The organism is Chryseobacterium sp. UF-81 (assembly GCF_058245105.1).
In genome coordinates this window covers 56722-68938 of the sequence record NZ_JBSIBX010000005.1, presented here as the reverse complement: position 1 = coordinate 68938, position 12217 = coordinate 56722, and the positions used below count along the sequence as shown (strand labels likewise).

Below are 12217 nucleotides of genomic sequence, written 5' to 3'. Positions count from 1 at the left end.
TTATTTATTTGTGGGATGAGTTGGTAAGGGATCATTTTTAATTTTAACTGAAACGATTTGAATTCTGAGCTTTTTAGCAAAGTTTAATTGAGCTGTCTAGCAAAATGGTTCCTTTGGAATTGTAGGAACTTTGTCTTGTAAATAAAAATAAACAGTATGAAATGTATAAACAACGCTTACATTAATGGCGAATTTATTGACTTAAACGGAACAGAGGTATTTGATCTTATCAATCCTTCCAATTATGAAAAAATTGGAGAGGTCGTTTTAGGAGATGAGAAGGACACCCAAAAAGCAATTGCAGCAGCAAAAGAAGCTTTTAGAACATTTTCAAAAACTAAAACAGAAGAACGTATTGAAATTCTGAAGAATTTAAAGAAGACTGTAGAAAAACGGAAAAATGAGCTTATAGAAACAATGATTATGGAATATGGCGGAACCCGGCAGTTCTGTACAGCTGGTTTTCAAAATATGGTCGGAGCCTTCGAATGTATGATAGAAACACTCCATCATTTTGAATTTGAGAGGAAGGTGGGCAACACTCTTGTACAAATGACACCTGTAGGAGTGGTTGGCATTATTACACCATGGAATTCCAGTAACGGTTTTATATGCAGTAAATTTGCAACGGCGGTTGCGGCAGGCTGTACCGTAGTTGTAAAACCCAGCGAAATGAGTGCACTTCAGACGCAGCTTATTATAGAATGTTTTCATGATGCAGGCTTACCGAAAGGGATTTTCAATGTGGTGAACGGATTGGGCAATGTAGTAGGTAACGAAATCGTTAATCACCCTGATGTTGCTAAAATATCTTTTACAGGTTCTACCCGTACAGGTAAGATGATCGCCAGGGGAGCTGTAGACAGTATGAAAAGGGTTACTTTAGAGCTTGGCGGAAAATCTCCTAATATTATTTTGGATGATGCAGATTTTAGCCAGGCAATTCCCCAGGCTGTTTTTGGCGCTTATATGAACAGTGGACAGGCCTGTATTGCTCCTACCCGTTTGCTGGTGCCCCAGTCAAGATTGGAAGAGGTTAATGAAATTGCGAAAGAAGCAATACATCAGGTTGTAGTAGGAAATCCTGCGAATGAAAATACCAATGTAGGTCCCATGGTTTCTGAAAAGCAATACGAACGTGTACAAAATTATATTAAGCTGGGCCTGGAAGAGGGTGCTCATTTATTAACCGGCGGTATTGGAAAGCCGGAAGGACTTGAAAACGGGAATTTCGTAAAAGCGACTATTTTTACCAATGTCCGAAACGATATGCGTATTGCACAGGAAGAAATTTTCGGACCTGTACTTTCTATCATATCCTACCAAAATGAAGAAGAAGCTATCGAAATTGCCAATGATACTCCTTATGGATTAGCGGCCTATGTTACTTCTTCTGATGAGAACCGTGCTTTAAAAGTAGCATCTCAGATTGAAGCGGGAAGGGTGTGTATTAATGGCTTTAAGCATAATCCTTTGGCACCATTCGGAGGATTCAAACAGTCAGGAATCGGAAGGGAATTTGGAGCATTCGGTCTGGAAGAATATTTAGAACCGAAATCAATTTTGGTTTAAGTCCGTTAAAAATATTATATTGACCAGTCAAGTCGAATTTTTGGCTTGACTTTAATACGAAGAAAATGTCCGGAAATATTGATTACATAAATTATTCCTGCTATTTTACGGTTTTTCGGGAAGGAGAGCAATTTACTTCTTATAATGTTCTATCGATGGTTATTTCGGGAGAAATGGAACTTAATGACGGTGTTAATAAGAAAATATTCCGAAGCGGAGATGTATATCTTGTCCGTAAAAATCAATTGCTGAAATTCCTGAAAAAGCCGGGTGAGGAAGCGGAGTTTAAATCTTTATCTGTCAGATTTGATGATGAAATGCTCAAACAAATGAGCGAGGAAGAGCATTTTGTTCTTCCCGAAAGGCTAAAAACTCCTGCTTTTATTAATGTATCGGCAACAAAGCATCTGAAATATTTTATGGAATCCCTTCTTCAGTATCAGGATATGCTGGAAAACAAATCTCCCGAGCTCGCTTTATTGAAACAGAAGGAAGCTTTAATTCTTTTATTTGAACATGATCAGTCATTGAAAAATATTCTTTACGATATTTCCCATCCGTATAAGATTGATCTCGAAGTTTTTATGCTTAAAAATTATCACTTTAATGTAAAGCTGGACCGTTTTGCTTATCTCACGGGAAGGAGTCTGGCGACCTTTAAACGGGACTTTGAAAAAATATTCAGGACTACCCCGCGAAAATGGCTGCTTGAAAAAAGACTTCAGGAAGCACATTATCTTCTGGAAAAAGGAAAAAAAGCAACAGATATTTATCTGGATCTTGGTTTTGAAGACCTTTCCCATTTTTCATTTGCTTTTAAGAAGCAGTATGGTTTGCCGCCGAGCAGGGTTTTGTTATAAATGCTGCTTATAATGGTTGTAATGGAAACGCTGATGAAAAAACTACACAAAGGTGTTATTTCTTAAGACAATAGAGTCCGCTACTTTTGAATGTAATAATTATAATTAAAATTTTTATATCATGAACATTCAAGAATTAGTATTTAACAGCCTTAATGAAGCATTACCGGAAGATGTAATGAACTTAATTAACGATACGGCGGTGATTGAAAATGTATTTCCTGTAAACCACGGAGAAATTTTTAACGGACAAATCTTAAAGGCAGATGAAATTATTTGCCAGCCAGATGCAACCTTAACTTTTACCAATGCAAATCTGCCATTCTGGGTAATTTATTGTAATAAACTGAAATTAAAGAATAACAGTTTTCCGATAAAAATAGAGATTGATCAGACTATTAACGGGAAAAACGGAGGCAATGGGCTAAAAGGTATAGATGGGGCTAATGGAATAGGAGAAGTTGACAGACAGGGACAGCCGGGATCGGCCGGTCAGGCCGGTTTAACGGGTGAAGATGGAGAATTCTTAAAAAATCCTGATTTGTATATTATTGCCAAAGAAATCATCTGCATAGATACTCTTCAACATATTGAAGACTCAAAGTTTGTTTTAGATTTTGATGGAATCGGTGGAGGAGACGGTGGTAATGGTGGCAATGGTGGCAATGGAGGTAACGGATCTAATGGTAAAGAAGGGGCGACGTCTGCATTTGATTGCAAAACAGGTCCGGGCCGGGGCGGGAATGGTGCTGAATCCGGAAGAGGCGGACAGGGCGGAAAAGGTGGAGATGGCAGTAATGCTTCTGATATTTATTTTGTTTCAACAGCAGTATTTACGGAAGTATTTGTTAATGCATCAAAGTTTTACATAAGAGGTGGTAACGGAGGTGTGGGTGGTAATGGTGGCAAAGCAGGAAAGCCGGGATACGGAGGTAATGGAGGTCCTGGAAACGGATGGTGCGGACGTGGTTCAGATGGTTCAGATGGAGTTTATCCGGAGCCAAGAACACTAGGAGATGGTCGGGATGGAGGAGATGGCGCCAAAGGAAATGTATTTAAAGTTACACTTAGTTCTTTCTAAGTCACAATAGTCTATGTTATTCAAAATTACTTTTAAAATAAAAACCATATTATTAAAAAGATAATTTAAAAACTTTGGAGTTTTTTGCTTTGAAGATTAGTGGAATATTCTATAGTATATGTGTCATTTAAATGTAATTTCAGACCTGCCATACTAATGCTAATTTATCCTGATTAATATATGGTAAAATAAAATAAAATTAAAAAGTGCTTGTTTTCAATAAATTATGTGTACATTTGTAAAATAATCAGGCTCCTGCCGACGCTTCTTCTGAAACTTTTGAGTTTACTCTTTCTTCTCAGTCTTCGCTTTTACAGCCGCTAATTTTTGTCATCAATATAACAGGTGAAGTACCTTTTTTAAACTTGAATTTTCAGGCTTCTAAAAATATCAACATCCATTTTTTGTTCACAAATCGATTTATTATTGTTTTGATAAGTATCAATGCAGTAATGGCAAAAGCCAAATAATAATACAATAATTTTTAATACATTACAATGCAACAAGGAACAGTAAAATTCTTTAACGATGCTAAAGGATTTGGTTTTATTACACCATCAAATGGTGGTCAGGATGTTTTCGTACATACATCAGGTTTAATTAATGATATTCGTGAAAACGATGTCGTAACATTCGATTTAGAAAACGGAAAAAAAGGCGTTAACGCAGTTAACGTGCGAGTAGCATAATTTAAAAAAGGGTTAAACTCTTCTTTAAATAAAAAGCAGCAGATAGCATTTATGTTATCTGCTTTTTTTTTAATAATTATTATCATCTGCTAAATTATATATAAAGCATTTAATATTCATTACCGTTCTAATTCAATTATTTATTCGACTCAAAAAGAAAAAACCGCCTATATTAGGCGGTTTTCAGTGGAGTTGGAGGGAGTACTAGTATTGCGATCCTATAATCCTCAAAAAACACAGTTATATTGTGAAAATATACTTATATAAAGGGTTTTTGGCTTATTTCTATTTTTCTTAATCTTGTCTTTGATTGCAAGTATTTTTATTTAATTGCATTTTTTAGTACAAAATTAGTACAACCATTCATGCGAATTTATAACTTTGTATCATAAGTATAAACTATGGCAAGAGTTATTTTTATCTACCGTTCCAAAAAAGCAAATTCGTTTCTAACATCAAGACTTATTTTAGGGAAGTTCTCAAAGGATGAGAAAGAAAATAATGAGAAGATATTTGATTGTAGGACTAAAGTCGAAGTACCTAAAGATTATTGGGAAAACTACCTAAGACAGAAAAAAGAGAAAAACGGAAAATTATATAAAGCAAATCATAAAAGTATCAGAGATGCTAAATTATATAATTTTGATTTGGAAATAAAAACAGAACTCAACAATATTAAAAACTTTGTTATTGATGCGGTTGGTAAAATCAAAGAAGAATCCATTACCAAAGAATGGTTTGAGAATATAATTGATAACTACTATAATCGAGATAATCTAAATACGGAGATAACCAATGAAATTGTAAAATTTGTTGATTATTATATTGAGGAAAAAGAAAATGAGATTACTGAATCAACCGTAAAAAAATTAAAGGTTGTCAAGCACAAACTCGAAAGGTTTCAGAAAGAGAAAAAAAGGATAATCCTTATCTCTGAAATCAACGAGAACTTTAAAAATGAGTTTATAGAGTACTGTAAAAAAGAGAGCTATGCTATTGGAACTATCCAAAGAGATTTGGTATTTATCACAACTTTTTGTAGATATGCTTATGAGAAAGGACTCGAGATTGATAGAAATATAAATAAGGTGAAGATAAAAGTTAAAAAAGAAAATAAGCCTCTTTATTTAACAGTTAAAGAATTGGAACAAATCAAAAAAGTTGAATTAAATGAAAGTCTGGATAATGTCAGAGATTGGTTACTTATTTCCTGCCATACAGGGCAAAGGGTTTCGGATTTCATGAAATTCACAACCGATATGATAAGAAAAGAAGAGGGTAATCATTTGTTAGAGTTTAGACAACAAAAAACCAATAAATTAATGACAATAGCCATTTTTCCAGAAGTAGAAGAAATCCTAAATAAGAGAAGTTGGCAATTTCCTAAGCCGTTATCAGACCAAAAATACAATGATTATTTAAAAGAGGTTTGTAAAAAAGCGGGATTAACAGAAAAAATTCAAAGAAATAAAAAAATAGAAACTGAACCTAATAGTGGTAAGTATAGAAATAAAGAAGGTATTTATGAAAAATGGGAGTTAGTTTCTTCCCATATAGGGAGGCGTTCATTTGCAACTAATTATTACGGAACTAATATTCCTACAAACTATCTTATGAATATGACAGGACATAGTACAGAAACTATTTTCTTAGAGTATATAGGGAAAAGCAATAAAGATTTTGCAATGGGAATTTTTAATTATCTTAAAAAGGATTAATAATTATATTATGTCAGAAGAAAACTACGAACCATCAGAAAGATTGAAAGAATGGACAGCTGAATCCTCAATGATGAAACATTTATCACCAATGTTCGAAAGGATGAAAAATTTAGCAGATAAACAAGATGAAGCACTTTCTATTATAGACTTAAAGATTACCGAGAATAAATTACGTAATGAAAGAATAGAGAAGTTGGAGTTGCAAATTGAAGAAATAAAAAAAGAAGGCGGAAATGTTTCAGATGAAGTTGTCTTGGATAACCCTTATCCGCAAATTTTTATAGATACTGAAGCATATCAGTTTTTTCAATTATTGCATGAAAAGTATAAAGTAAGTGAACATTTATTGGCTGATTATAGTTTTATTTATAGAATGATGTATAAGGAGAATTTAATATTTGAAAATTTCAGAACTGTAGATTTTATAAAATGGCTTTCTAGTGAAAATTATCTTATAGATGAATTGGAGAAAATTAAAACATTGAAAAATTGTGAAACTAAAGAAAAGATTTTGCTTTATAATACCTTAAAATCAATTATATACGGATAACGTTCCGTAAAAAGAACACTGTCGTTCTACACCTTTAAATAGCCATATAATAGCTTTGTGAAAAAATTACTCAGTTATGAAAAATGGTTTTTTACAACTTATCCAAACGACTCCAAATGAGTTATCGGATTTACTGCAAGAGGGAATTAAAATTCAATTAGAGGACTTTAAGAAAAGCCTTAATCTACAAAATCAAGATGAATTATTGACATACGAGGAAACTTGTAAGTTTTTAAAAATAAATCATAGTACACTTTGGAGATGGGGTAAGAGTGGCAAAATTCCATGTTACTCAATTCATAATAAAAGATACTTTAAACGTTCAGAAATTATGGAATGTCTAACAAAATTAAAACAATGATTATGTTAGATAATGAAAACACAGGCCATAATCTTTTTCCTATTGATGTCTTTCCTCAACCTTTTAAAGAATTAACCCTTGAATTAGATAAATCATTAAATTATCCTATTGATTATACTGCATCTGCAATTCTGGTTGCTACTTCAGCAGTAATGGGAACGAGTGTCAAAGTTAACGTACGACCTTTATGGTCTGAATTTGCATCACTTTACTGTTGCATAGTCGGAAAGGCAGGAGCCAATAAATCACATCCAATAAGTACTATTTTTGATCCATTAAGGCGTATAGACAGCATTAACCATAAAGTTTTTGAAACTCAACGTAAAAAATTTAATGAATATGAAAGTCTTACAAAAACGGAAAAGAAAAATGTTCCAAAGGTAGAAGAACCGATACTAAAGAAGCTTATTCTTACAAATTGCACTCCTGAAGCCTTATTTAAAAGATTGAATGAAAACCCTAGAGGTTGTACTGTAATTAGTGATGAATTGCCAACTTTTTTAGATGGTATTAATAATTATTCTAAGAGCGATCAGCAAAGTAATTTTCTTACAACATGGAGTAATAAACCTACAACAATTGACAGAATTAGTCAACCAATCCCACTATTTATAGAAACTCCATTTTTATCTATTATTGGTGGGGTACAACCAAGAATGTTGGGAAAATTATTTACCTCACAAAAATTGGATAATGGATTTTATCAAAGATTTTTATTTGCTTATCCTGATAATGTTCATAAACAACCAATTAACGATAATGAGATGGATGAAAATTTATTTAATGATTACGCTCAATTTATTACGGATTATATTGATAATTCAAATATTATTGAAAACAAAGGGATATTAAATACCAAAATATTGGAGTGGAGTGATGAAGCTAAAGACTTTTGGTTAGGATGGAATAAAAACAATTGCGATTTAGTAAATGAACATCACGATAGTATAAAAGGTGAAATATTGTCAAAATACGATAATCATTTTATACGTTTAGCTTTGATACTACAAATAATGGAAAATCCTAAGAGTAACAGTATAGGATTGAAAGCAGTTGAAGGGGCAAAAAAATTATGTAATTATTATATTAATTGCTCTTTTAAAGTTCTTCAAATCATCCAAAACCCAACAACTTATTTGAAATCTTTGACAGAGAATAAAAGAAATTTTTATGAAGCTTTAAATAATAAGTTTGCTACTGCAGATGCCACTAAATTATGCATGTCATATAATATTGGAACAAGACAAGCTAAAGAATTCTTAAAAGATGAAATTTTATTTAAAAGACTTCAACATGGTTTTTATGAGAAAAAAATTGTAAAAACTACATAAGCACTTTGCACTTTCAACATTATGTGCATTTTGGAAAACTTAAAGTGTTAAAAGTGCTGAAAATGCAAAGTGCTAAAAAAATTTAATTCATCGAAAAATTCAAATTAATTAAAAAAATAAAATTATGAAAACTATTAAAGTAATCCGCGACACCAATTTAAAAGACTTTGAAACAGAAATCAATAAACATTTTTCAAATGGCTGGATGTTAAAAGGAAACCTCTGTATTGATAGTGATAATTTCCTTGTTCAGATGCTCCAAAAGAAAATAAAAAAATAACAACAATTACAAAAAATATAACAAAATTGAAATCCGTGCAAAGTAAAAATTATAGGCAGTGCACAACGTACTGCACGGTCCTAATTTTTTGCTTACAGTAACTTGTCGACTGTTACATGAGAAACATTCATTGTAGTGTTAACATTCATACATAGACATTAAGGCATAGTGGCTAACAACAATGCGAGACAAGGCATAATAATATATGTGGCAAGACAAACAAAGACTATATAATACTCTAAAGACATAGGTGTCAGCCATGACAATATATAAAAACATAGAGATTTGTACGTTAGCATATATTAATACACTTCCCTTATGAGAGAGCATACATGCCTGAAGATAGGTAAACATTTACATATCACAAATGCATACACACGTTAAAGCATTAAATCTAAAATGAAAAAATCAAGTAGGCAGGGTACTCTATTGAGATCCTAGCTAGCTATTGTATTAGACAGTGGCATTATACTGCACACGTTCAAAAGATCTTTACTGCGGACTAAAAAATAATTCTCTTTGACATAATTACTATATATTTGCAATATGAAATAAAACTAAAAAATAACAACATATTAGCGTCCCTATTTTAGTTAGCTAAACCGACCAAGTTAAAAATAACAAATACAAGGGAATTCAGGATGCACACGTTAAGGCGTGGGCTTTCTATTCTTTGTATTGCGTTCTTGGTCGGACGTTGCTAACTGATGGAAATGTCCCACGCTGATTATTTATATTAACATCCAATTCGGGATATTGTGGATATAAATAAATTACAAATGCAAAAAACAGTTAGCAAACCGATCAATTCAAAGCCCAACAAAGCAGTAATTTTTATTCTCCTTATTTTTATTGCCTTAATTTTTTTCCTTGTAAAACTCATATTCGGAGGCGGTTCAAGTGCCACTATCGGCAACTACACAAAAGAAGATTTGCCTGAAAATTTTGAGTACACAATTATCAAAGATGAAAGTAATCCCAACATTGAAAAAAATCAACTCCAAGTAGAAATTAACCAAAAGCTCACAGAAGGACAATTGGCAACTTTAGCTGAAGAACTTTACAATAGTAAAGATAAACAAAGACGTTTTTATATTTTCTACAATTTAAAAGATAATGAGAATAGTATTGTAGCATGGGCAACAAGCCATTTTGATCCTGAATTAGAGGTTTCCATTAATGGCTCTACTAACACAGAAGATAATCAAATGCTATTTAAAGCGCAAAAAGTCGAGGGCGATATTATTGGAATTTTTAACGAAAAAGATTATACATTCTCTCTATATACCATTTATGAGCATAACGGAAAAACATTTATTAGAACTACCTTTAAAGATGGAGAATTTATGGATAATGAAGTTGAAAAAATAAATTCTAAAAATGGAATAAGATATAATTACAAAGAAGATGTGAGTCAAGGAGAATATTTTGTTTTGAATAATGATGTTCTTGAATTTTATAATAATGATAATAAAAAGTTTACTCAGGCAGTAAGATGGAATAAGTATTAAACTAGAAGTTTTAGTCCTAACAATATGAAATTTTGTATAATTAAATTTAATTTTATGAGTTGAAATACTTTACATCATATTTTTTTTATAAATTTCATTTTTGGTAAAAAATGATAGAAAAATTAAAAAAGTATTATACAAAAGCTATAAGGACTTCTCTTTTGGCGCAAGATTTAATTAGTAAGAACTGGATTCATTTATTTTCTGTTATTGAATTGCAAAATAAAGATGAATATCCATATAGTATTCCAAATGATGAATGGAAAAAAAATTTTGTTAGGGCTAAAAAATCTAAATTAGGAGATTATAATTTCTATATTGTTATTGATGAAATAAATTCAGTGGACGATGCTATTAGTATCTTTAATGCTCCTTTTGGAAACTATAAAATCAATGATGAAAAAATATATTTTACAAACTCATCTTTTATTCCTGAGCCTACAGGAAAATATCCTTTAATTCTATCTCCAAATTTTTATGGAGATGGCCTAGTATCTATATTACCCAAAAGGAAGTCGGGTATATTAGTATGGTGTCAAATTGATTTTGAACGTAGAGTTGAAAATCAATTTATATCATCAAACATCTCAAAAGAGATGTTGGCTTTACAAAGTTTAACACTTGACTGGTTAGGTTTCGATATTGTTCAAAAAAGAGAACATTTAGGAAATATATATTTATCTGCACCCAACCCCTATTTTACAGATATTGATATTAGTCTTTCTTTGAATCCTGTCGGGATTTTTTATAAAATATATCAAAGGAAAAGTTTATTTGAACCTATTATTTTTAGAATCATAGACAAACATGGTGACGCTATAGCTTTGGATAAAACTTTTAAAATTGAAAACACAATTGGATTAATAGAGCTTCCGCATGAGCCTAATCTGTTTGAGTTAAGAGTTTATAATCAAGATAATGATTTGATAGCTGTGCATGAACCAGCAACATTTTTAAAAAGTATTAAATTTAATACTTTAATAAAAAATAGTGATTTTCATGTAAAAGTCGAAACAGAAAAAGGGAGTGAGGAATTTACAATAGAAAAATTTTCTGATGTCAATCCTTTTTCTATCGGAAATTCCGAAAAATTGAATTCTGAATATTATTTTAAGGATGCAGAAAATAAAAGGCAACATATACGAGATGAAAAATCTAAAGAATTCATATTTTACCCGGGTGCCAAAAGTGATCTTGAAAAAAATGAGCTAAAGGAAAAAGCAAAATTTTCAATTAGAGAAATCCTAAATAACGCTAAAGATAGTTGTTATATTTGTGATCCTTATTTTTCTGAAATGGATATTATTGATTATGCTTTTCATATTAAAAATTCTAATGTACAAATTAATATTCTAAATAGTAAACAGTTTATCTCAAAAATAAAAGCTAAAAAAATAGCGGAAATAATTAAAAATTACAACGACAAACCATTCACTGATATTGTAGTTCGCACCCTTAGAGGTGAAAGTATTATGCATGACAGATTTATTGTTGTTGACAAATATATTTGGTTTATTGGGAGCTCTTTTAATGAAATTGGAAATAGAGCAACTTGTATTGCAAAAATACCCAAAGCTTCTGGAACATTAATCATTAAAGAAATTGAAAAATGGTTTCATTCAGAGGAATATTCTCAGAATATAGTTGATTATGCAAATGAGCTGACTAATGAGTAAGGATTTTTCAACAGATCCAGTTAATTCTGCTTTAAGAATGCACGAATGTGGACAAAATGAATATTGGTTTTATCATAAAGGTTCTTACCCTTCGGATGCTCCTTTATTATATCAACACTTGATTAATAATGCGAATAGTGAGATTATTATTTGGGATCCTTATTTTAATGTGAAGTCTCCAGGTAATGATCAAGATATTTTTATCAATCTAAAAAATGATATTACGATTAAAATATTAACATCGAAAGGATTAGATGGTCCTGAGACATATCTTACTGAAGTAAAAAATGCATTAAAAATTGTAATTCCACCAATTAAAGATTGCAGATTTGGGTTAAGAGTTATAAATAGAGGGGATATATCAAACCAAGGAGATCGTTATTTTCATGATCGCTTTTTAATAATTGATGATTCTGAAGTATACTTAGTAGGAAGCTCAGTAGGTTATCATATTAAGTCTGAACAATCAACAGGAATATTTAGAGTCGAAAATGATAATACAAAAAAATTTATTATATCAATATTTAAACAGTATTGGAATCTTTCTATGAGACATCAGATTCCATTAACATTTCTACACTAATA

12 protein-coding genes are annotated in these 12217 nt (G+C 31.4%); all 12 read left to right on the top strand.

What is annotated here, in order from left to right; all coding sequences use genetic code 11:
* Nucleotides 1-156 precede the first annotated feature (156 nt).
* The 12 genes from AC4IFE_RS09090 to AC4IFE_RS09035 all read left to right on the top strand — a co-directional run bounded on the left by AC4IFE_RS09090 (nucleotide 157) and on the right by AC4IFE_RS09035 (nucleotide 12215).
* Nucleotides 157-1572, top strand: coding sequence for an aldehyde dehydrogenase family protein (locus AC4IFE_RS09090; RefSeq protein WP_490756500.1), 1416 nt, complete (start codon nucleotides 157-159; stop codon nucleotides 1570-1572).
* A 65-nt stretch (nucleotides 1573-1637) separates the two neighbouring features.
* Nucleotides 1638-2432 (top strand): helix-turn-helix domain-containing protein, encoded by a 795-nt coding sequence (locus tag AC4IFE_RS09085; RefSeq protein WP_490756499.1) that lies wholly within the window; start codon nucleotides 1638-1640, stop codon nucleotides 2430-2432.
* Between the two features lie 121 nt (nucleotides 2433-2553).
* Complete coding sequence (locus AC4IFE_RS09080) at nucleotides 2554-3513, top strand: hypothetical protein (RefSeq protein WP_490756497.1); 960 nt, start codon at nucleotides 2554-2556, stop codon at nucleotides 3511-3513.
* Nucleotides 3514-4010: 497 nt separating this feature from the next.
* Nucleotides 4011-4202: a cold-shock protein gene (locus tag AC4IFE_RS09075; protein ID WP_048502705.1), complete on the top strand. Its 192-nt coding sequence runs from the start codon at nucleotides 4011-4013 to the stop codon at nucleotides 4200-4202.
* A gap of 401 nt (nucleotides 4203-4603) precedes the next feature.
* A complete protein-coding gene (locus AC4IFE_RS09070; protein ID WP_490756496.1) occupies nucleotides 4604-5920 on the top strand; it encodes a site-specific integrase in 1317 nt (438 codons plus the stop codon).
* Nucleotides 5921-5930: 10 nt separating this feature from the next.
* Entirely contained in the window at nucleotides 5931-6473 is a 543-nt protein-coding gene (locus tag AC4IFE_RS09065) for a hypothetical protein (protein ID WP_490756495.1), read from the top strand.
* Nucleotides 6474-6549: 76 nt separating this feature from the next.
* On the top strand, nucleotides 6550-6834 hold the full coding sequence (locus AC4IFE_RS09060) for a helix-turn-helix domain-containing protein (protein ID WP_490756494.1): 285 nt from the start codon (nucleotides 6550-6552) through the stop codon (nucleotides 6832-6834).
* Nucleotides 6835-6836: 2 nt separating this feature from the next.
* A complete protein-coding gene (locus tag AC4IFE_RS09055) occupies nucleotides 6837-8165 on the top strand; it encodes a DUF3987 domain-containing protein (protein ID WP_490756492.1) in 1329 nt (442 codons plus the stop codon).
* Between the two features lie 124 nt (nucleotides 8166-8289).
* Nucleotides 8290-8445, top strand: a complete 156-nt coding sequence (locus AC4IFE_RS09050; RefSeq protein WP_164463065.1) for a hypothetical protein — start codon at nucleotides 8290-8292, stop codon at nucleotides 8443-8445.
* Between the two features lie 779 nt (nucleotides 8446-9224).
* Entirely contained in the window at nucleotides 9225-9956 is a 732-nt protein-coding gene (locus AC4IFE_RS09045) for a hypothetical protein (RefSeq protein ID WP_490756490.1), read from the top strand.
* A 110-nt stretch (nucleotides 9957-10066) separates the two neighbouring features.
* Nucleotides 10067-11632: a VPA1262 family N-terminal domain-containing protein gene (locus AC4IFE_RS09040; protein WP_490756489.1), complete on the top strand. Its 1566-nt coding sequence runs from the start codon at nucleotides 10067-10069 to the stop codon at nucleotides 11630-11632.
* A complete protein-coding gene (locus AC4IFE_RS09035) occupies nucleotides 11625-12215 on the top strand; it encodes a hypothetical protein (protein ID WP_490756488.1) in 591 nt (196 codons plus the stop codon). The genes AC4IFE_RS09040 and AC4IFE_RS09035 overlap by 8 nt, the downstream gene beginning before the upstream one ends.
* Nucleotides 12216-12217: the final 2 nt, after the last annotated feature.

Coding starts and splice junctions, on each gene's coding strand:
- AC4IFE_RS09090 (WP_490756500.1), top strand. CDS start 157: ATGAAATGTATAAACAACGCTTACATTAATGGCGAATTTATTGACTTA.
- AC4IFE_RS09085 (WP_490756499.1), top strand. CDS start 1,638: ATGTCCGGAAATATTGATTACATAAATTATTCCTGCTATTTTACGGTT.
- AC4IFE_RS09080 (WP_490756497.1), top strand. CDS start 2,554: ATGAACATTCAAGAATTAGTATTTAACAGCCTTAATGAAGCATTACCG.
- AC4IFE_RS09075 (WP_048502705.1), top strand. CDS start 4,011: ATGCAACAAGGAACAGTAAAATTCTTTAACGATGCTAAAGGATTTGGT.
- AC4IFE_RS09070 (WP_490756496.1), top strand. CDS start 4,604: ATGGCAAGAGTTATTTTTATCTACCGTTCCAAAAAAGCAAATTCGTTT.
- AC4IFE_RS09065 (WP_490756495.1), top strand. CDS start 5,931: ATGTCAGAAGAAAACTACGAACCATCAGAAAGATTGAAAGAATGGACA.
- AC4IFE_RS09060 (WP_490756494.1), top strand. CDS start 6,550: ATGAAAAATGGTTTTTTACAACTTATCCAAACGACTCCAAATGAGTTA.
- AC4IFE_RS09055 (WP_490756492.1), top strand. CDS start 6,837: ATGTTAGATAATGAAAACACAGGCCATAATCTTTTTCCTATTGATGTC.
- AC4IFE_RS09050 (WP_164463065.1), top strand. CDS start 8,290: ATGAAAACTATTAAAGTAATCCGCGACACCAATTTAAAAGACTTTGAA.
- AC4IFE_RS09045 (WP_490756490.1), top strand. CDS start 9,225: ATGCAAAAAACAGTTAGCAAACCGATCAATTCAAAGCCCAACAAAGCA.
- AC4IFE_RS09040 (WP_490756489.1), top strand. CDS start 10,067: ATGATAGAAAAATTAAAAAAGTATTATACAAAAGCTATAAGGACTTCT.
- AC4IFE_RS09035 (WP_490756488.1), top strand. CDS start 11,625: ATGAGTAAGGATTTTTCAACAGATCCAGTTAATTCTGCTTTAAGAATG.